Raw genomic sequence first — 19,003 nt, 5'->3', positions numbered from 1 at the left:
TATCGGCTTCAGTTCCATTCATGAAAAAACACATCACTCGCCTTGGCGTGCGCACCGCCTCTGCCGTTGCAGCCATGGTATTTGTTGCCAACGCTGCGTGGGCCCTGGAGCCTTTCAAGGTTCAGGACATCCGCGTGGAAGGCCTGCAGCGCGTGGAACCGGGAACCATCTTCGCTTCCATGCCGCTGCGCGTGGGCGACGATTACAACGATGACAAGGGCGCTGCGGCCATCCGCGCGCTGTTTGCCCTGGGGCTTTTCAAGGACGTGCGCCTAGAAGCGTCCGGCAACGTTCTTGTGGTGGTGGTGGAAGAGCGTCCCACCATTGCCGACGTGGAGTTTGCGGGCACGCGTGAATTCGACAAGGAAGTCCTCAAGAAAGCCATGCGGGATGTGGGTCTGACCGAAGGTCGTCCATTCGACAAGGCGCTGGCCGACCGAGCGGAGCAGGAGCTCAAGCGCCAGTACATCAACCGCAGCCTGTACGGCGCTGAAGTCGTCACCACCGTCACGCCCATTGAGCGCAATCGGGTGAATCTGACATTCACGGTGGTGGAAGGCGAGCCCGCACGCATCAAGGAAGTTCGCGTCAACGGCAACAAGGCCTTCAGTGAGTCCACCCTGAAGGGTTTGTTTGACCAGGATACGGGCGGCTGGCTCAGCTGGTACACCAAGTCTGACCGCTACTCGCGCACCAAGCTCAATGCTGACCTGGAAACGCTGCGCTCCTACTACCTGCAGCGCGGCTATCTTGAGTTCCGCGTGGATTCCACACAGGTGGCGATTTCTCCCGACAAGCAGGACATTACCATCACCGTCAACGTCACGGAAGGTGAGCGGTTTGTGGTGGCTGGCGTCAAGCTCGAAGGCAATTACCTGGAGCGTGAAGACGAGTTCAAGTCGCTGGTTTCCATCCGTGCGGGCGAGCCTTACAACGCTGACCAGGTGGCAGAAACCACCAAGGCGTTTTCGGAGTACTTCGGCCGCTTCGGGTTTGCGTTTTCCCGTGTCGAGGCGGTGCCAGAAATTGACCGTGAAAACAACCGCGTGACGCTGGTGTTGCAGGCCGAGCCTTCACGCCGCGCCTATGTGCGCAAGATCAACGTGAGCGGCAACAACCGCACGCGTGATGAAGTGATTCGCCGTGAATTCCGCCAATATGAAGCAGCCTGGTATGACGGTGAGCGCATTCGCTTGTCCCGCGACCGCGTGGACCGCTTGGGCTTTTTCACCGAAGTGAATGTGGAGACCCAGGATGTACCAGGCGCTCCCGACCAGGTGGATCTCGTGGTCAATGTGACCGAGAAGCCCACCGGTTCGCTGCAATTGGGCGCAGGTTTCTCCAGTGCCGAAAAGGTTGCGTTGTCGTTCGGTATCAAGCAGGAAAATTTCTTTGGCTCGGGCAACTACCTGGGTATCGACGTCAACACCAGCAAGTACCGCCGTACCCTGGTGTTCAGCACCACCAACCCCTATTTCACCCAGGACGGCATTTCGCGCACGGTGGATTTGTACTACCGCACCGACAAGCCTTATGTAAACCAGGGCGGTAACTACGAGCTGGTGACCACGGGTGCGTCGATGCGCTTTGGTATCCCGTTCAGTGAGACAGACACGGTCTTCTTTGGTGGTGGCTTTGAGCAGACCCAGATCAAGGCAGGTACCAATATCCCAGCCACCTATCTGGCCTATGCCAATACGTATGGCGCTACCAGCAACTCCATTCCCCTGACCGTTGGCTGGTCGCGCGACGACCGTGACAGCGCCTTGGCGCCTAACTCCGGGCGTTACCAACGTCTGAACTCGGAGTGGTCCGTGGCGGGTGATGCGCGCTATGTGCGGGGCAACTACCAGTACCAGCAGTACATCCCGCTGAACAAGCGCTTCACCGTGGCGTTCAACGGGGAACTGGGCTACGGCAAGGGGCTGAATAGCCGTCCGTTCCCGGTGTTCAAGAACTTCTATTCGGGCGGCTTGGGCTCGGTGCGCGGCTTCGACCAGGGTACCCTGGGTCCGCGTGACGTGACCGGCGCTTCCTTGGGTGGCCCGAAGAAGGTGACCCTCAATGCCGAGGTGATCGCACCATTCCCAGGCGCTGGCAATGACCGTACGCTGCGTGTGTTCACTTTCGTGGACGTGGGCAATGTGTACGGTGAAAACCAGAAGGTGACTTTCAGCGACATGCGGGCCTCTGCAGGGCTCGGTTTGAGCTGGATCTCGCCCTTGGGGCCGCTGCGCCTTGCCTTTGCCCAGCCAGTGCGTAAGTTCGCTGGCGATAAAATCCAGAAACTGCAATTCCAGATTGGAACGTCTTTCTAATGAAATCCCTTTTCCGTCAGACATCTTTGGCCCTGTTGATCGGTACTGCTGCGTTGGCCACCTCGGTTCAGGCGCAAGAGTTCAAGGCAGGTTTTGTCAATACGGATCGCATCTTCCGTGAAGCCAACACAGCCAAGACAGCGCAAGCCAAGCTGGAGCAGGAATTCGCCCGCCGCGAGAAAGAACTGGTGGACATCGGCAATTCCCTGAAGTCCGCCACCGAGAAGTTCGAGCGCGAAGCCCCCACGATGGCTGAGAGCCAGCGCACGACACGCCAGCGCCAGCTGGTGGACCAAGACCGCGACTTTCAGCGCAAGCGCCGTGAGTTCCAGGAAGACCTGAGCGCCCGCAAGAATGAAGAGCTGGCACAGGTGCTGGAACGCGCCAACCGGGTTGTCAAGCAAGTGGCCGAGGCTGAGAAGTACGACGTCATCCTGCAGGAAGCCGTCTACATCAACCCCAAGCACGACATCACCGACAAGGTGATCAAGGCTTTGAATGCGGCCAAATAGTTGGACGCAGCAGGTGGTGGCGTGAGCTTGCTACTGGGGCACATCGTTGATGTGCTGGGGGGCTCGCTGGAGGGCGGTGCAAATGACACCCCCATCCACCGCATAGCGCCACTGGAGTTTGCGGGGCCGGGTGACATCAGTTTTCTGAGTCACCCGCGCTACCAACAACAACTGGCCGCCTCACAGGCGGCCTGTGTCATTGTGGCGCCCGCCATGCGCGATGCCGCCTTGGCGCGTGGCGCATGCATCGTGGTGGACAACCCCTACGTGTATTTCGCACGGGTCACGCAGCTTTGGAAGCAGCGGCACATGCCTGCGCGTAGCGCGGGGGTCCACCCCAGTGCGGTGGTAGATCCCTCGGCGCAGATTCACCCTACGGCGACTGTCGGGCCTCTGTGCGTGGTCGAACGCGGCGCTGTGGTAGGTGAAGGCTCGGTGCTCACGTCCCGGGTCACGCTGGGCGAAAACTGCCAGGTCGGTGCGCGTTGCCTGCTGCATCCGGGGGTGGTCATCGGCGCAGACGGTTTTGGCTTTGCTCCCCACCAGGGGGCTTGGGTCAAGATCGAACAGCTGGGGGCCGTGCGCATTGGTGACGATGTGGAAATCGGCGCCAACACGTGCATCGATCGTGGAGCTCTGCAGGACACGGTGATTGAAGACGGTGTGAAGCTCGACAACCTCATTCAGATCGGGCACAACGTGCGCATCGGTCGCCACTCGGCCATGGCCGGGTGCGTGGGGGTGGCGGGCAGTGCAACGATTGGCGCCCATTGCACCGTGGGTGGGGGTGCCATCGTGCTGGGTCATCTGGAGCTGGCGGACAACGTGCACGTGTCGGCGGCAACGGTGGTGACCCGCTCGCTCACGCGGGCAGGCCAGTACACGGGCATGTTCCCCATCGACGACAATGCGAAGTGGGAAAAGAACGCTGCAACACTGAAACAACTGCACAGTCTGCGCGAGCGCATCAAGGCGCTTGAGCAGGCTCTTAAAGCAGCATGAACGGAAGAACAACTCGATGATGGATATTCACGCAATTCTCAAGCAACTGCCCCACCGCTACCCGTTTTTGCTGGTGGACCGTGTGCTTGAGCTCCAGCGCAATGAGCGCATTCTGGCCATCAAGAATGTGACCTTCAACGAGCCATATTTCATGGGCCATTTCCCAGGCCGCCCTGTGATGCCCGGGGTGCTGATTCTGGAAGCCCTGGCCCAGGCTGCGGGCCTGCTGGCGTTTGATGCCATGGGCCAGGTGCCGGATGAGAACAACATCTACTACTTCGTTGGCATTGATGGTGCGCGCTTCAAGCGGCCCGTGGAGCCCGGTGATCAACTGCACCTGGAGATCACGATCGATCGCGTGCGCGCCGGTATCTGGAAGTTCAAGGGCGTGGCCCGCGTGGGCGACGAAGTGGCTTGCGAAGCCGAGCTGATGTGCACCATGCGTGCCGTGGGTTGATGTTGACCGACCGTGAGCAATATCCACGCAACCGCCATCGTTGACCCTGCCGCCCGCATTGACCCGACGGCGACGATTGGGCCCTATGCGGTGATCGGCCCTGAGGTTTCCATTGGTGCGCGCACTACGGTGGGCGCCCACTGTGTGATCGAGGGGCGCACCACCATCGGCGAGGACAACCGGATCTTCCAGTTCGCTTCGCTGGGCGCTCAACCTCAAGACAAGAAATATGCAGGTGAGCCGACCGAACTGGTCATCGGCCACCGCAACACCATTCGCGAGTTCTGCACGTTCAATACCGGCACTGTGCAAGACCGTGCGGTCACGCGGGTGGGAGACGACAACTGGATCATGGCCTACGTGCACATTGCGCACGATTGCCAGGTGGGGAACCAGACCACCTTGGCCAACAACACGACCTTGGCAGGCCATGTGGACGTGGGCGACTGGGCCACGGTGGGCGGCCTCACGGGCGTGCTGCAACGCATGCGCATTGGCGCCCACACCATGATTGGCTTTGCAAGCCATGTGGGCAAAGATGTGCCGCCCTTCATGGTGGTGGACGGCAACCCGCTGGCTGTGCGCGGTGTCAACTTGGTGGGTTTGCGCCGCCGCGCTTTCTCCGATGAGCGCATTGCGGCCATCCGCGAAATGCACAAGCTGCTGTACCGCCAGGGGCTGACGCTGGAGCAGGCGCGCGCCGCCATCATGGCGCTGCCCGAGAAGATGCCGCAGGCGCGGGACGATGTGGCGTTGATGGACGCCTTCATCGCGGGCTCCAGCGCAGGCATTGCCCGCTGAGGGAGTGTTGATGGCATCCCATCCTTGCATCGCAATGGTGGCGGGCGAGGCCTCTGGCGATTTGCTGGCAGGCCTGCTGCTCGATGGCCTACAGGCCCGCTGGCCCGAATTACAAGCCAAAGGTATTGGCGGCCCTCAGATGGCCCGCCGGGGCTTTGAATGCCTGTGGCCCAGCGAAAAGCTGGCCGTGCATGGCTACAGCATGGAAGTGCTGCGCCGCCTGCGCGAGTTGCTGGGCATTCGCAAACAACTGCGCGAGCGATTGCTGCGTGAACGCCCTGGAGTGTTCATTGGCGTAGACGCCCCGGATTTCAACCTGGGGCTGGAGGCAGACCTGCGCGCTGCGGGCATCAAAACGGTGCACTTTGTGTGCCCCTCGATCTGGGCCTGGCGCGCCGAGCGCGTGGAGAAAATCCGGCGCAGCGCCGACCATGTCTTGTGCATCTTCCCGTTCGAGCCTGAATTGTTGGCCAGGCACGGTATTGCGGCGACTTACGTGGGGCATCCGCTGGCCAATGTCATCCCCCGGGTGCCAGACCGCGCTGGTGCGCGCGCCGCGCTGGGCTTTGCCCCTGAAGACGAGGTGCTGGCCATTTTGCCGGGCAGCCGCTCGGCCGAGGTGCAGTACATTGCTCCACCCTTCTTTTCGGCTGCAGCGCTTATCCATCAAGCGCGGCCAGCTACAAAATTCATAGTACCTGCCGTTCCGTTGTTGCAGGCGCGTATCGAGGAATTGGTGCGCTCTGCCGGGCTGGAGGGGGCCGTGCGCGTAGTCACCGGGCAGTCCCACACGGTGCTGGCGGCATGCGATGCGACCCTGATTGCCAGCGGCACGGCCACGCTGGAGGCCGCGCTGTTCAAGCGCCCCATGGTGATTGGCTACCACATGCACCCGTTGAGCTGGTGGCTCATGCGCCGCAAGCAACTGCAGCCGTGGGTGGGCTTGCCCAATATCCTGTGCGGTGAATTCGTGGTGCCCGAGCTGATCCAGGACGCTGCTACCCCCGAGGCCCTGTGCGCGGCCACCCTGCAATGGCTGCAGGCCCGTGAACAACAGCCCGAAAAAATCCAGGCCCTGGAGCAGCGCTTTGATGCCCTGCACGAAAGCCTGCAACGCAACACCTCCCAACTAGCCGCCCATGCGATCGAAAAAGTCCTCGCTGCCTGAGCAGGTCAGTTTGCCCTGGCACCCGCCCGGCTTGGTTGCGGGTGTGGACGAGGCTGGGCGTGGTCCGCTGGTGGGCCCCGTGGTCGCGGCGGCCGTCATCCTGGACGATCTGCGTCCGATTGCCGGCTTGGCGGATTCGAAAAAGCTCACCGAAGCCCGGCGCGAAAAGCTGTTTGATGAAATCCGTGCCAAGGCCTTGTGCTGCAGCATTGCCGAGGCCAGCGTGGAAGAAATCGACCAGCTCAACATCCTTCAAGCCACCATGCTGGCCATGCGCCGTGCGGTGCAGGGCCTGCGCCTGAAACCCGTGATGGTGCTGGTCGATGGCAACCGCATTCCCCCCCTCGATATTCCGGCCGAGGCCATCGTCAAAGGCGATGCGTTGGTGCAGTCCATTTCTGCGGCGTCCATCTTGGCCAAGGTGCACCGTGACCGCTGGTGCCGCCAGGTGCACGAGCAGTACCCGCAATATGGTTTTGCCGGACACAAAGGTTACGGCACCGCGGCCCACATGGCGGCGCTGCAGGCCCATGGGGCTTCGATCTATCACCGTCGCTCCTTTGCGCCAGTGGCCAAGGTGCTGGCTTCGGCCGCAGAAAGAACGCCTGCATGACATCCTCCGCCGTCACCCTGATCCAGTCGCGCGACAACGCGTTGGTCAAAGACCTGCGCCGCCTGGCGCAAGACACCACGGCTTACCGCAAGCATGGCCGGGTCTGGCTGGAGGGTGACCACCTCTGCCGCGCCGCGCTGGAGCGTTCCGTGCGCCCGGCCATGGCCGTTTTTTCAGAGTCTTATTGGCCGCAATGGCAGCACGAGAAAGCGCTGACAGCTATCAAAATCGTAGTGATGCCAGATGCGCTTTTCAAGGACATCAGCGGGCTGGAATCGCCGGCGGGCATGGGCTTTCTTTGGGATCTGCCTGCTGCGCAGCCGCTGGACGCGATGGCCGCCACGGTCGTGCTGGATCGCGTGCAGGATGCGGGCAATGTGGGCTCCATCTTGCGCAGCGCCTCTGCGTTTGGCTTTCGGCAGGTGCTGGCCGTCAAAGGCAGTGCGGCCCTGTGGTCGCCCAAGGTGTTGCGCGCCGGCATGGGGGCCCACTTTGCACTGAACCTGGTCGAAGGCGTGAGCGAGGAAGACCTGGCTGCGCTGCAGGTGCCACTGGTGGTGACCAGCTCCCACGGCGGCAGCTACCTGCACCAGGCCGATCTGCCCTGGCCCTGTGCCTGGGTCATGGGGCACGAAGGGCAGGGCGTGGCCCCGTCGCTGGAAGCCCGCTCATCCTTGCGCATCCGCATCGCGCAACCTGGCGGTGAAGAGTCTTTGAACGTGGCGGCTGCGGCAGCCATCTGCCTGCACGCCAGCGGGGCTGCGCGTTGAGGTAACCGCCCTTGCCCAGGCAGCCCGTGGGGCAAATCACGGTTTTGTTACCGGAAATCCATGTTGCGGCGCATCATTTTGCATCGTGGTTTAGAGGTGTGCGGGTATAATCGGGGGCTTTTCTCGCAACAGCGTCGCCCGACCGCACCCAAAGCAATAACCCATCTGAGAGCAGCCATTGGCACTCGCCCTGCGAGTGGCTAGCAGGCGCCGGGCGACCGTAACCATCCGGAGAACCCAGTGCTTTTGTCTATCCAGGGAACCTTCCCGCCCGCCATCCTGGCGCTCGCAGACGGCACGGTCTTTATCGGCAATTCGATCGGTGCCACCGGCACCACCGTCGGCGAAGTGGTTTTCAACACCGCTATCACCGGCTACCAGGAAATCCTCACTGACCCCAGCTACTGCCAGCAGATCGTCACCCTGACGTACCCGCACATCGGCAATTACGGGGTCAACGCAGAGGACGTCGAAGCTGACAAGGTCCACGCCGCAGGCCTCATCATCAAAGATCTGCCATTGCTGGCCAGCAACTTCCGCCAGACGGAAACGCTGTCGCAGTACTTGGTGCGCGAGAACACCGTTGCCATCGCCAACATCGACACCCGCAAGCTCACCCGCTTGCTGCGCAGCAAAGGCGCGCAAAACGGCGCGATTGTTGGCCTGGCTGCCGGTCAGGCGGTCACGCAGGCGCTGATCGACGACGCGGTTGCCAAAGCCAAGGCTGCTCCCAACATGGCGGGCCTGGACTTGGCCAAGGTGGTCACTACTGCCCAGCGTTACGAGTGGACGCAGACCGAGTGGAAGCTCGGCTCGGGCTACGGTGAGTTGACAGCCCCGCAGTTCCACGTGGTCGCATACGACTTCGGCGTGAAGAAGAACATCTTGCGCATGCTGGCCGAACGTGGCTGCAAGGTCACTGTGGTGCCTGCAAAGACGCCCGCTGCCGATGTGTTGGCGCTGAACCCCGATGGCGTGTTCCTCTCCAACGGCCCCGGCGACCCAGCGCCTTGCGACTACGCCATTGAAGCTGCTCGTACGCTGATGGACAGCGGAGTGCCCACCTTCGGTATCTGCCTGGGCCACCAGATCATGGCCCTTGCCTCCGGCGCCAAGACCTTCAAGATGGCCAATAGCCACCATGGTGCCAACCACCCTGTGAAGGATCTGGATACTGGCCGTGTCAGCATCACCAGCCAGAACCACGGTTTTGCGGTGGACATGGATTCGCTGCCCGCCACGCTGCGCCCCACCCACATCAGCCTGTTTGACGGCACGCTGCAAGGCCTGGAGCGCACCGACAAGCCTGCCTTCTGCTTCCAGGGTCACCCCGAAGCATCGCCCGGCCCGCACGATATCGCCTACCTGTTTGACCGCTTCACCCGCGCGATGCAGGCTGCAAAAGCCGCGTAAGCGGATCGCTCCGAGAAGGTCCTGTTCTATGAAGTTGTTCAGTTTTCCGGCGGCTTCGCTTGAAAAAGCGATCCACAAGCGCGTTCTGACCTTGCCCTCTCCTCACAAGGAGTGGTTCACCGAACGCTGGGCGCAAAAGCCCTACAAAAAGGCGTTTGTGGAAAACAAGGCGATGCCGCTCGTGACCTTGGTGGCCAAAGGCAAAACCTGGGACGACGCCACGTTTGCCGAAGCCATGCAGGACTGGGACGTCACCTTTTATGAGGCCGAAACCGAGGTGCTGCGCCCGCTGATTCAGGGCGACGGTCTTCTGCAGTTGATGCAAAAGAACCTGCCGCCCGAGCGCGTACAGGCCCTTCTCGACAAGCTGACACTGCGGCGCGACGCGATTGCCGCCGCCTCCACCACCAGCCCGGAGGCCCCTGCCTCCCAGGGCCAATGAACACCGCACCATGCCAAAACGTACCGACATAAAAAGCATTCTCATCATCGGCGCTGGCCCGATCATCATCGGCCAGGCCTGTGAGTTCGACTACTCCGGCGTGCAGGCCTGCAAGGCCCTGCGCGAAGAAGGCTACAAGGTCATTCTGATCAACAGCAACCCCGCGACGATCATGACCGACCCGGCCACGGCCGACGTCACCTACATCGAGCCCATCACCTGGCAGACGGTCGAGAAGATCATCGCCAAGGAACGCCCCGATGCCATCCTGCCTACCATGGGCGGCCAGACCGCGCTGAACTGCGCGCTGGACCTGTGGCGCAACGGCGTGCTCGACAAATACAAGGTCGAGCTGATCGGCGCCACGCCCGAAGCCATCGACAAGGCCGAAGACCGCCTGAAGTTCAAGGACGCCATGACCAAGATTGGTCTGGGCTCTGCACGTTCAGGCATTGCGCACAGCATGGAAGAAGCCTGGGCGGTGCAGAAGAACGTGGGTTTCCCCACGGTGATCCGTCCCAGCTTCACGCTGGGTGGCACAGGCGGCGGTATTGCCTACAACCCCGAAGAGTTTGAGACCATCTGCAAGCGCGGCCTGGAAGCCTCGCCCACCAACGAGCTGCTGATCGAAGAGTCGCTGCTCGGCTGGAAGGAGTACGAGATGGAAGTGGTGCGCGACAAGGCGGACAACTGCATCATCATCTGCTCCATCGAGAACTTGGACCCGATGGGCGTGCACACGGGCGACTCGATCACCGTGGCCCCAGCGCAGACGCTGACCGATAAGGAATACCAGATCATGCGCAACGCCTCTTTGGCGGTGCTGCGTGAAATTGGTGTGGACACCGGCGGCTCCAACGTGCAGTTCTCGGTGAACCCGAAGGACGGCCGCATGATCGTCATCGAGATGAACCCACGCGTGTCGCGTTCGTCGGCGCTGGCTTCCAAGGCCACGGGCTTCCCGATTGCCAAGGTCGCGGCCAAGCTGGCCGTGGGCTACACGCTCGATGAACTCAAGAACGAAATCACGGGCGGCGCAACGCCTGCATCGTTCGAGCCATCGATCGACTACGTGGTGACCAAGATTCCACGTTTTGCGTTCGAAAAATTCCCTACTGCCGACAGCCGCCTGACCACACAGATGAAGTCTGTGGGCGAGGTCATGGCCATGGGCCGCACCTTCCAGGAATCCTTCCAGAAAGCCCTGCGCGGCCTGGAAGTGGGCGTGGACGGCATGAACGAAAAGACCCAAGACCGCGAGACGCTAGAAAAAGAGCTGGGCGAGCCTGGCCCCGAGCGTATCTGGTACGTGGGTGACGCGTTTGCCATGGGCCTGTCGGTGGACGAGGTGCATGACCTCACCAAGATCGACAAGTGGTTCCTGGTGCAGATCGAGCAGATCGTGAAGATCGAACTCGACATCGACAAGCTCGTCGCCGAGAAGGGTGAGGGCGCCCTGGCTGCGCTGGACGCTGCCACGCTGCTCACCCTCAAGCAAAAGGGCTTCTCGGATCGCCGCTTGGCCAAGCTGCTCAAGACCACCGAAAAAGCGGTGCGCGAAGCACGCCGTGCACACCAGGTGCGCCCTGTGTACAAGCGCGTGGACACCTGTGCCGCAGAGTTCGCCACCAACACGGCATACCTGTACTCGACCTACGAGGCTGCGCCTTACGGCGCCGCCGCGGAATGCGAAGCCGCACCTACCGGCAACAAGAAGATCATGGTGCTGGGCGGTGGCCCGAACCGCATCGGTCAGGGCATCGAGTTCGATTACTGCTGCGTTCATGCCGCGCTTGCCATGCGCGAAGACGGCTATGAAACCATCATGGTCAACTGCAACCCTGAGACCGTGTCCACCGACTACGACACCTCCGACCGCCTGTACTTCGAGCCCGTCACGCTCGAAGACGTGCTGGAGATCGTGGACAAGGAAAAGCCGGTCGGCGTGATCGTGCAGTACGGCGGCCAGACGCCGCTCAAGCTTGCTTTGGGGCTCGAAGCCGAAGGCGTACCAATCATCGGCACCACGCCCGACATGATTGACGCCGCCGAAGACCGCGAGCGCTTCCAGAAGCTGCTGGGCGACCTGGGCCTGCGCCAGCCGCCCAACGCTACTGCACGCACTGAAGCCGAAGCACTGGAAAAAGCCGCCGCCCTGGGCTACCCCCTGGTGGTGCGCCCCAGCTACGTGCTGGGTGGCCGCGCGATGGAAATCGTGCACGAGCAGCGCGACCTGGAGCGCTATATGCGCGAAGCCGTCAAGGTGAGCAACGACTCGCCCGTGCTGCTGGACCGCTTCTTGTCTAACGCCATCGAGTGCGATGTGGACTGCGTGCGTGACTCCGCTGGTGTCACCTTCATTGGTGGCGTGATGGAGCACATCGAGCAGGCAGGGGTGCACAGCGGTGACTCCGCCTGCTCGCTGCCCCCGTACTACCTGTCGCAGCCGACCATCGACGAGATCAAGCGCCAGACTGCGGCTATGGCGGCCGGCCTGAATGTGGTGGGTCTGATGAACGTGCAGTTCGCCATCCAGGAAGTGGACGGCAAGGACGTGATCTACGTGCTGGAAGTGAACCCCCGCGCCTCGCGCACGGTGCCGTTCGTTTCCAAGGCCACTGGCATCCAGTTGGCCAAGGTGGCGGCACGTTGCATGGCCGGCCAAACCCTGGCTTCGCAAGGCATCACCAAGGAAGTCACACCGCCGTACTTCAGCGTGAAGGAAGCCGTGTTCCCGTTCGTCAAGTTCCCTGGCGTGGACACCATCCTCGGCCCCGAGATGAAGTCCACCGGTGAAGTGATGGGCGTGGGCAAGACCTTTGGCGAAGCCTTCGTGAAGAGCCAGCTGGGCGCGGGCACCAAGCTGCCTACCTCAGGCAAGGTGTTCCTCACGGTGAAGAACAGCGACAAGCCACGCGCGGTGGACATCGCCCGCCAGCTGGTGGCTCTGGGCTTTGAACTGGTGGCCACCAAGGGTACTGCAGCCGCGATTGCCGAGGCTGGCGTGCCTGTGGCAGTGGTGAACAAGGTGACTGAAGGCCGTCCGCACATCGTGGACATGATCAAGAACAACGAGATTGTCATGGTCATCAACACGGTGGAAGAGCGCCGCAACGCGATTGCTGATTCGCGCGCGATCCGTACCTCTTCGCTGCTGGCCCGCGTGACTACCTTCACCACCATTTTTGGTGCCGAGGCGGCTGTCGAGGGCATGAAGTACCTGGACAAACTCGACGTGTATTCGGTGCAGGAACTGCACGCCCAGCTGGCAGCCTGACCGGGTTTTCGCGGTGGCTTTTGCTGCCGCAAACACGGCATAATCGCCGCTGAACAAACACCGCCGCGCGGCAACGTGCGGCGGTTTCCTTTTTAGGGTCGTCCATGTCTGCAGGCTGTTGGGCCTTGCGGGCGGAACCTATTGCTGCAGCCCATTCAATTGGGCTGCATTTGACTTATGGAGAGTGACAAGAATGGCCACCATTCCAATTACCAAGCGCGGCGCTGAAAAGCTCAAGGAAGAGCTGCACCGCCTCAAGACCATCGAGCGTCCCGCCGTGATCACGGCCATTGCCGAAGCCCGTGCGCAAGGCGATTTGAGCGAAAACGCCGACTACGATGCCGCCAAGGATCGCCAAGGCTTCATTGAAGGCCGCATTCAGGAGATTGAAGGCAAGCTCTCCGTCGCCCAGGTGATCGACCCCAGTGCCGTGGATGGCGGCGGCAAGGTGGTGTTTGGTGCCACGGTCGAGCTGGAGGATGAAGATACGGGCGACCTGGTGAAGTACCAGATCGTGGGGGAAGATGAGGCGGATCTGAAGCAGGGCCTCATCAACATTTCCAGCCCCATTGCCCGCGCGTTGATCGGCAAGGAAGAGGGCGACACCGCTGAAGTGCAGGCGCCCGGCGGTATCCGCCGCTACGAGGTCGTCGCGGTCAGCTACGTGTGAGGCCAGGGCTGTGACAGGGCGCCTTTCATTCTTGGCTGCCGCCTTGTGGTGGGGCAGCCTCACCACCGTGGGGCTGCTGGTGGTGCCCATGTTGTTTGCACACCTGCCCACGCCTGCCACGGCAGGAACCATGGCTGCCAAGCTGTTTGCGGCGCAGACCTGGGTGTCTGTCTGCTGCGCTTTGCTCCTGTTACTGCTTTCAAGACCAAAAGGGGCTGTAGCGCTCTATCCATGGGCGCAAGCAGCTATGCTTTTCATAGTAGGCGGCATGCTGCTCGCCTTGGTGTCGCAATACGGCGTAGCCCCCCGCATCGTGGCGAGGCAGGATTTGCGGCTTTGGCACACCGTTGGTTCGGTGCTGTATGGCTTGCAGTGGCTGTGTGCTTTGGTGGTGCTACTGAAGATGCGACTGCTGGGTGCGGTATTGCACGACAGTGCCCTGCTGCCGTCGGGCAGCCCCGATGACCCGGCTGGTGCTTGATACACCTTTGCACCAGTAGGCTTGGAGCCATAAAAAAACCGCCGTTCAGGCGGTTTTTTTGGTGAGTTTCATCAACTCATTCTTTCCAGTGCTCTGCAACCCAGGTGGCAGGCTTGATGTAACGGAACCTGCGGTTGCGTCGCCCTGCCAGTGCGTCAGGCGGGTTGCATTCACCATGAAAAATCACGATGCGCGCATCCGGTGGCACAAACGGCGCCTTCCAATAATTGGTGGGCCAGGCAGGAATACCGTGGTATTTGAAGCTGGGACACCAGCTTGCAGGCCAGTACTGCAACTTGCCTTGCTTGTGCAAAAAGTCCGACAGGTAGGCCTGCTCATTGCGGAACTTCTGGCGAATTTCGGCAAAGTGGCCGCGAAAGTATTCAAGCACGTCGGGGTGCGCGCCCAATTCAAAACGGTACACCGACGAATTGCCGGTAATGCGCCATGGGCGCTTGTAATCGTGAATGATCAGGAACTCGCCCGGCTGGGTAAAAAAGTCATCCAGGCTTCCGGTGACGACCACGTCCACGTCCAGGAACAGGGCGGTGCCTCGCAGGCCGTAAAGGTCTGCGCTGAAGGTGACGAGTTTGGTCCAGCCACGCTCTGGAATGCCGGGGGGCAAATCCAGAGGAGGAATGGGCTTGCATTCCACTTCGCTGCGAATGCCGCTGGCATCATCGGTCAGGCATACAAACCGGAAGTCGCCGCTCAGGTGGCGGCGAACCATGGCGTACAGCCGGTTGACGTATTCGGGGCCGTACTTCTTGCCCCACTTCATGCAGATGATGTGGCGCTCGTGACCCGCTTGTCCGTGTCCTGGCATGGGGTCAGTCGGCTTGGCGCTTTTTGATGGACTTTTGCTTGGGCTTCGCGCGCTTGATCTGGCCGCCGGAGGTCAGGCGTTGGTTGCCCAGCACGCGCAGCTGCTTGATCTCGGGGCGCTGGCCACCACGTTTGCTGAACTTGAGCACCTTCACATCGCGGGGGCCGGGCATGCGGTCTTCGTCCACGGTGCGTTCCTTGGGAGGAATGGGGCGCCACAACACCAGCAGCTTGCCGATATGCTGGATGGGGGCGGCATTGAGTTCAGCGGCCAGTTCCTGGTACATCAGTTCGCGGGCGGCGCGGTCATCACCAAACACGCGAACCTTGATCAAACCATGCGCATTCAGGGCTGCATCGATTTCTTTTTTGACCGCAGGGGTCAGGCCATCTCCACCGACAAGGACCACAGGGTCCAGATGGTGGGCATTGGCGCGGTGTTCCCGGCGCTCTGCGGGAGTCAATTGAATTTGGGGCATGGCCGTATTATCGAGGCAGGAAGAAAAATGCAATGAAAGTAAAAACCCAAAGCAAGAAGGTCAACAAGGCATGGCTCAACGACCATGTCAACGACACCTATGTCAAATTGGCCCAGAAAGAGGGTTACCGTGCCCGCGCAGCCTACAAACTCAAGGAAATTGACGAGCAGCTGGGCCTGATCAAACCCGGTTACACCGTGGTCGATCTGGGTTCTACCCCCGGGGCATGGAGTCAATATGTGCGCCGCCGCTTGTCTCCCTCAGGTGCGGCGGCGGGGCAACTCAATGGGTGCATCATCTCCCTGGACATCTTGCCCATGGAGCCCATCGAAGGCGTCACATTCCTGAACGGCGATTTTCGTGAGCCCGAAGTCCTAGAAAGGCTGGAACAGGCGCTGGCTGGGCGCGTGGTGGATGTGGTGGTGTCTGACATGGCCCCTAATCTGTCCGGCATCGATTCGGCAGACGCGGCGCGCATTGCGCATCTGGTGGAACTGGCGGTGGATTTTGCCTGTGCCCACCTCAAGCCCGATGGCGCTTTGGTGGTGAAGCTGTTTCATGGCAGTGGATACAGCGACCTGGTGAATTTGTTCAAGCAGACCTTCAAGGTGGTGAAGCCCTTGAAGCCGAAGGCATCGCGGGATAAATCTTCCGAAACTTTCCTGGTGGGCATGGGGCTCAAAGCCCAGTCATAGCATTTGGTGCGTTTCCGGCCTTGGAGCATGGGGCTTGGGAACAAAATCGAGCTCCAGCTTGCCTCAGGTCAATTCAGTGCGCAGACTTCACCCAATTTCCACACGGCGCCCATGGGTCCAGGGGGGGATAAACAGGTGGCCGCGCCTTGAAAGACCTAAAATCACCCAAAGCTACTGCCGTACTGGCAACTGGCCATTCTTCTCCCTTGTAATTGGAGTTCCGCTTGAACAATCAGTGGTTTTCGAAATTTGCCGTGTGGCTGGTCATCGCCATGGTGTTGTTCACGGTATTCAAACAGTTTGATACCCGAGGCAGCGCCGGTGCGACGACGGTGGGCTATTCCGAATTTCTGGATGAAGTTCGCAATAACCGCATCAAGAGCGCCGTCATCCCGGAGGGACTGAGCGGCGGCGAAATCATCGCCACCACCACCGATGATCGAAAGATCCGCACCAATGCTTCCGTGCTGGATCGCGGACTCGTGGGTGATCTCATTGAGCACAAGGTCAAGTTCGACGTGAAGCCTCGCGAAGAGGGTTCTCTCTTGATGACGTTGCTGGTCAGCTGGGGGCCGATGCTGTTGTTGATCGGCGTATGGATTTACTTCATGCGCCAGATGCAAGGCGGTGGCAAGGGTGGTGCGTTCAGTTTTGGCAAAAGCAAAGCCCGCATGCTCGACGAAAACACCAACCAGGTCACCTTCGCGGATGTGGCTGGCTGCGACGAGGCTAAGGAAGAAGTTAAAGAAGTTGTGGACTTCTTGAAAGACCCGCAAAAATTCCAAAAGTTGGGTGGTCGTATTCCACGCGGTTTGCTGCTGGTGGGCCCTCCGGGCACCGGTAAGACTTTGCTCGCCAAGTCCATCGCTGGTGAAGCCAAAGTGCCGTTCTTCAGTATCTCGGGCTCTGATTTCGTGGAAATGTTCGTCGGTGTGGGGGCTGCCCGCGTACGCGACATGTTTGAAAACGCCAAGAAGAATGCGCCCTGCATCATCTTCATCGATGAAATCGATGCCGTAGGTCGCCAGCGTGGTGCAGGCCTGGGTGGCGGTAATGATGAGCGTGAGCAGACTCTGAACCAGATGCTGGTCGAGATGGACGGTTTCGAAACCAACCTCGGCGTGATCGTCGTGGCTGCGACCAACCGCCCCGATATTCTCGATGCTGCATTGCTGCGCCCAGGCCGTTTTGACCGCCAGGTCTATGTCACGCTGCCTGACATTCGGGGTCGTGAGCAGATCTTGAACGTGCACATGCGCAAGATTCCAGTGGGCCAAGATGTGGCTCCTGCCATCATCGCCCGTGGCACGCCTGGTATGAGCGGAGCCGATTTGGCCAATCTCTGCAACGAAGCTGCTCTCATGGCTGCGCGTCGCAACGCGCGCACTGTGGAAATGCAAGACTTTGAAAAGGCCAAGGACAAGATCCTCATGGGGCCAGAGCGCAAGAGCATGGTCATGCCAGAGGAAGAGCGTCGCAATACGGCTTACCACGAGGCGGGCCACGCGCTGATCGGCAAGTTGCTGCCCAAGTGCGACCCCGTGCACAAGGTCACCATCATTCCCCGTGGTCGCGCGCTGGGCGTGACGATGAGCCTGCCAGCCCAGGACCGCTACAGCTATGACCGCGAGTACATGCTCAACCAGATCAGCATGCTGTTTGGTGGTCGTATCGCCGAAGAAGTGTTCATGAACCAGATGACCACTGGTGCCAGTAACGACTTCGAGCGAGCCACCCACATTGCGCGTGACATGGTGACCCGTTACGGTATGACGGAAGCGCTGGGCCCCATGGTCTATGCCGAGAACGAAGGCGAAGTGTTTCTGGGTCGCTCGGTAACCAAGACCACCAGCATGAGTGAGCAGACCATGGAAAAGGTTGATAGCGAGGTGCGTCGCATCATTGACGAGCAATACAACCTTGCCCGTCGTCTCATTGAAGAGCACAGCGACAAGATGCATGCCATGGCCAAGGCCCTGTTGGATTGGGAAACCATCGACAGCGAACAACTGGACGACATCATGGCTGGCAAAGAGCCACGTCCGCCGAAAGACTGGACGCCCCGAACTCCCTCCTCGGGCGGTGATGGGTCTGGAGGCGGAACTCCTGCCGTAGCGACAGACACGGCACCCACCGTAGCCTGACGGGCTACTGAATCCACGAACGGGGCTTTTGCCCCGTTTCTTTTTTGGTTGTTACATCACAGTCGTGAACGAATGAACTGGCAAACTTCCCGCTTCTCCATTGCTCTGGATCGCCCCTTGGTCATGGGTATCGTCAACGCGACGCCTGACTCTTTTTCGGACGGGGGGCGTTACGCGCAGTCCGCTCGGGCGTTGCTGCATTGCGAGCAATTGATCAAGGACGGCGCTGATATCTTGGATATCGGAGGCGAGTCCACGCGCCCCGGCAGTCCAGCAGTGGGTTTGGAAGAAGAGTTGTCGCGGGTATTGCCTGTGGTGCGCGGTGCGGTCTCGATGGGCGTTCCCGTTTCCGTTGATACCTACAAGCCTGAGGTGATGCAGGCGGTGCTGGACCTGGGCGCCGACATCATCAACGACATCTGGGCGCTGCGTCAGCCAGGTGCACAGGCGGTCGTGGCTTCGCACCCTGCTTGCGGTGTCTGCCTGATGCACATGCACCGCGATCCCCAAACCATGCAAGCCTCGCCCATGGATGGCGATATTGTTCTTCAGGTGCGGCGCTTCCTGCGGGACTCTGCGGAGTCACTGTGCGCGATGGGCGTACAGCCAAGTCGCATCGTGCTGGACCCTGGAGTGGGTTTCGGTAAAACAGTGGAGCAAAACTTCTCGCTGCTGGCTCACCAGGCGGAGTTTTTGGTTGACGGTTACCCCTTGCTGGCAGGGTGGTCACGCAAATCTTCGTTGGGTGCCGTGACTGGCCTGGAGGTTGATCAGAGAATGGTGCCCAGCGTTGCCGCAGCCCTGCTGGCGGTAGAGCGTGGCGCGCACATTGTTCGCGTGCATGATGTTCGGGAGACTGTCGCTGCCCTGTCTGTATGGTCGGCCGCGCGTCCGTCAGCGAGTTTGGTGAGGTGAGGGGAAGGCATTGCACAATGC

General features: G+C 60.7%; 18 protein-coding genes. 16 read left to right on the top strand and 2 right to left on the bottom strand.

The window, feature by feature from the left end:
• Positions 1-20: 20 nt before the first annotated feature.
• From bamA to AADJ04_RS01615, 13 genes are all read left to right on the top strand, one after another.
• A complete protein-coding gene (gene bamA / locus AADJ04_RS01675; protein ID WP_341238529.1) occupies positions 21-2,318 on the top strand; it encodes an outer membrane protein assembly factor BamA in 2,298 nt (765 codons plus the stop codon).
• Positions 2,318-2,830, top strand: a complete 513-nt coding sequence (locus AADJ04_RS01670) for an OmpH family outer membrane protein (protein ID WP_198847418.1) — start codon at positions 2,318-2,320, stop codon at positions 2,828-2,830. Before bamA ends, AADJ04_RS01670 begins: the two co-directional genes overlap by 1 nt.
• 21 nt (positions 2,831-2,851) lie before the next feature.
• Positions 2,852-3,832 carry a UDP-3-O-(3-hydroxymyristoyl)glucosamine N-acyltransferase gene (gene lpxD / locus AADJ04_RS01665; protein WP_066695209.1) on the top strand — a complete coding sequence of 327 codons (981 nt, stop codon included), beginning with the start codon at positions 2,852-2,854 and terminating at the stop codon, positions 3,830-3,832.
• 16 nt (positions 3,833-3,848) lie between these two features.
• Complete coding sequence (gene fabZ / locus AADJ04_RS01660; RefSeq protein ID WP_044396868.1) at positions 3,849-4,289, top strand: 3-hydroxyacyl-ACP dehydratase FabZ; 441 nt, start codon at positions 3,849-3,851, stop codon at positions 4,287-4,289.
• 12 nt (positions 4,290-4,301) lie between these two features.
• Positions 4,302-5,090, top strand: a complete 789-nt coding sequence (gene lpxA / locus AADJ04_RS01655; protein WP_044396866.1) for an acyl-ACP--UDP-N-acetylglucosamine O-acyltransferase — start codon at positions 4,302-4,304, stop codon at positions 5,088-5,090.
• 10 nt (positions 5,091-5,100) lie between these two features.
• Complete coding sequence (gene lpxB, locus AADJ04_RS01650) at positions 5,101-6,258, top strand: lipid-A-disaccharide synthase (protein ID WP_341238528.1); 1,158 nt, start codon at positions 5,101-5,103, stop codon at positions 6,256-6,258.
• Positions 6,230-6,871 carry a ribonuclease HII gene (gene rnhB, locus AADJ04_RS01645; protein ID WP_341238527.1) on the top strand — a complete coding sequence of 214 codons (642 nt, stop codon included), beginning with the start codon at positions 6,230-6,232 and terminating at the stop codon, positions 6,869-6,871. Before lpxB ends, rnhB begins: the two co-directional genes overlap by 29 nt.
• Entirely contained in the window at positions 6,868-7,641 is a 774-nt protein-coding gene (locus AADJ04_RS01640) for an RNA methyltransferase (protein ID WP_341238526.1), read from the top strand. Before rnhB ends, AADJ04_RS01640 begins: the two co-directional genes overlap by 4 nt.
• A gap of 240 nt (positions 7,642-7,881) precedes the next feature.
• A complete protein-coding gene (gene carA, locus AADJ04_RS01635; RefSeq protein WP_341238525.1) occupies positions 7,882-9,054 on the top strand; it encodes a glutamine-hydrolyzing carbamoyl-phosphate synthase small subunit in 1,173 nt (390 codons plus the stop codon).
• 28 nt (positions 9,055-9,082) lie between these two features.
• Positions 9,083-9,496 carry a hypothetical protein gene (locus tag AADJ04_RS01630; protein ID WP_207373267.1) on the top strand — a complete coding sequence of 138 codons (414 nt, stop codon included), beginning with the start codon at positions 9,083-9,085 and terminating at the stop codon, positions 9,494-9,496.
• Positions 9,497-9,506: 10 nt separating this feature from the next.
• The gene (gene carB / locus AADJ04_RS01625; protein WP_341238524.1) at positions 9,507-12,773 is read left to right on the top strand and encodes a carbamoyl-phosphate synthase large subunit; all 3,267 of its coding nucleotides are present in this window, start codon (positions 9,507-9,509) and stop codon (positions 12,771-12,773) included.
• 193 nt (positions 12,774-12,966) lie between these two features.
• The gene (gene greA, locus AADJ04_RS01620) at positions 12,967-13,443 is read left to right on the top strand and encodes a transcription elongation factor GreA (RefSeq protein ID WP_044396857.1); all 477 of its coding nucleotides are present in this window, start codon (positions 12,967-12,969) and stop codon (positions 13,441-13,443) included.
• Between the two features lie 10 nt (positions 13,444-13,453).
• Positions 13,454-13,924, top strand: coding sequence for a DUF4149 domain-containing protein (locus AADJ04_RS01615; protein ID WP_341238523.1), 471 nt, complete (start codon positions 13,454-13,456; stop codon positions 13,922-13,924).
• Positions 13,925-14,000: 76 nt separating this feature from the next.
• On the opposite strand, the gene AADJ04_RS01610 is transcribed toward AADJ04_RS01615, so the two are convergent.
• Positions 14,001-14,750, bottom strand: a complete 750-nt coding sequence (locus AADJ04_RS01610) for a glycosyltransferase (RefSeq protein WP_066695193.1) — start codon at positions 14,748-14,750, stop codon at positions 14,001-14,003.
• 4 nt (positions 14,751-14,754) lie between these two features.
• Positions 14,755-15,228 carry a YhbY family RNA-binding protein gene (locus AADJ04_RS01605; RefSeq protein WP_312784248.1) on the bottom strand — a complete coding sequence of 158 codons (474 nt, stop codon included), beginning with the start codon at positions 15,226-15,228 and terminating at the stop codon, positions 14,755-14,757.
• Positions 15,229-15,260: 32 nt separating this feature from the next.
• On the opposite strand from AADJ04_RS01605, the gene AADJ04_RS01600 reads away from it, so the two are divergent.
• The 3 genes from AADJ04_RS01600 to folP all read left to right on the top strand — a co-directional run bounded on the left by AADJ04_RS01600 (position 15,261) and on the right by folP (position 18,982).
• Positions 15,261-15,923, top strand: a complete 663-nt coding sequence (locus AADJ04_RS01600; protein ID WP_341238522.1) for an RlmE family RNA methyltransferase — start codon at positions 15,261-15,263, stop codon at positions 15,921-15,923.
• A 224-nt stretch (positions 15,924-16,147) separates the two neighbouring features.
• Positions 16,148-18,067, top strand: coding sequence for an ATP-dependent zinc metalloprotease FtsH (ftsH, locus tag AADJ04_RS01595; protein WP_066695197.1), 1,920 nt, complete (start codon positions 16,148-16,150; stop codon positions 18,065-18,067).
• A 72-nt stretch (positions 18,068-18,139) separates the two neighbouring features.
• Positions 18,140-18,982 carry a dihydropteroate synthase gene (folP, locus tag AADJ04_RS01590; RefSeq protein ID WP_341238521.1) on the top strand — a complete coding sequence of 281 codons (843 nt, stop codon included), beginning with the start codon at positions 18,140-18,142 and terminating at the stop codon, positions 18,980-18,982.
• The last annotated feature ends 21 nt before the right edge of the window (positions 18,983-19,003 follow it).

Source organism: uncultured Acidovorax sp., from assembly GCF_964021665.1.
GTDB classification, from domain to species: domain Bacteria; phylum Pseudomonadota; class Gammaproteobacteria; order Burkholderiales; family Burkholderiaceae_C; genus Acidovorax; species Acidovorax temperans.
The sequence above is the reverse complement of the archived record's forward strand: the minus strand, read 5'-3'. Positions and strand labels throughout refer to the sequence as shown.

What these genes read in the sequence shown, in the direction of transcription:
- bamA (WP_341238529.1), top strand. Translation starts at nt 21, where the DNA reads ATGAAAAAACACATCACTCGCCTTGGCGTGCGCACCGCCTCTGCCGTT.
- AADJ04_RS01670 (WP_198847418.1), top strand. Translation starts at nt 2,318, where the DNA reads ATGAAATCCCTTTTCCGTCAGACATCTTTGGCCCTGTTGATCGGTACT.
- AADJ04_RS01600 (WP_341238522.1), top strand. Translation starts at nt 15,261, where the DNA reads ATGAAAGTAAAAACCCAAAGCAAGAAGGTCAACAAGGCATGGCTCAAC.
- AADJ04_RS01630 (WP_207373267.1), top strand. Translation starts at nt 9,083, where the DNA reads ATGAAGTTGTTCAGTTTTCCGGCGGCTTCGCTTGAAAAAGCGATCCAC.
- folP (WP_341238521.1), top strand. Translation starts at nt 18,140, where the DNA reads ATGAACTGGCAAACTTCCCGCTTCTCCATTGCTCTGGATCGCCCCTTG.
- fabZ (WP_044396868.1), top strand. Translation starts at nt 3,849, where the DNA reads ATGATGGATATTCACGCAATTCTCAAGCAACTGCCCCACCGCTACCCG.
- carB (WP_341238524.1), top strand. Translation starts at nt 9,507, where the DNA reads ATGCCAAAACGTACCGACATAAAAAGCATTCTCATCATCGGCGCTGGC.
- rnhB (WP_341238527.1), top strand. Translation starts at nt 6,230, where the DNA reads ATGCGATCGAAAAAGTCCTCGCTGCCTGAGCAGGTCAGTTTGCCCTGG.
- greA (WP_044396857.1), top strand. Translation starts at nt 12,967, where the DNA reads ATGGCCACCATTCCAATTACCAAGCGCGGCGCTGAAAAGCTCAAGGAA.
- AADJ04_RS01605 (WP_312784248.1), bottom strand. Translation starts at nt 15,228, where the DNA reads ATGCCCCAAATTCAATTGACTCCCGCAGAGCGCCGGGAACACCGCGCC.
- AADJ04_RS01640 (WP_341238526.1), top strand. Translation starts at nt 6,868, where the DNA reads ATGACATCCTCCGCCGTCACCCTGATCCAGTCGCGCGACAACGCGTTG.
- lpxB (WP_341238528.1), top strand. Translation starts at nt 5,101, where the DNA reads ATGGCATCCCATCCTTGCATCGCAATGGTGGCGGGCGAGGCCTCTGGC.
- AADJ04_RS01610 (WP_066695193.1), bottom strand. Translation starts at nt 14,750, where the DNA reads ATGCCAGGACACGGACAAGCGGGTCACGAGCGCCACATCATCTGCATG.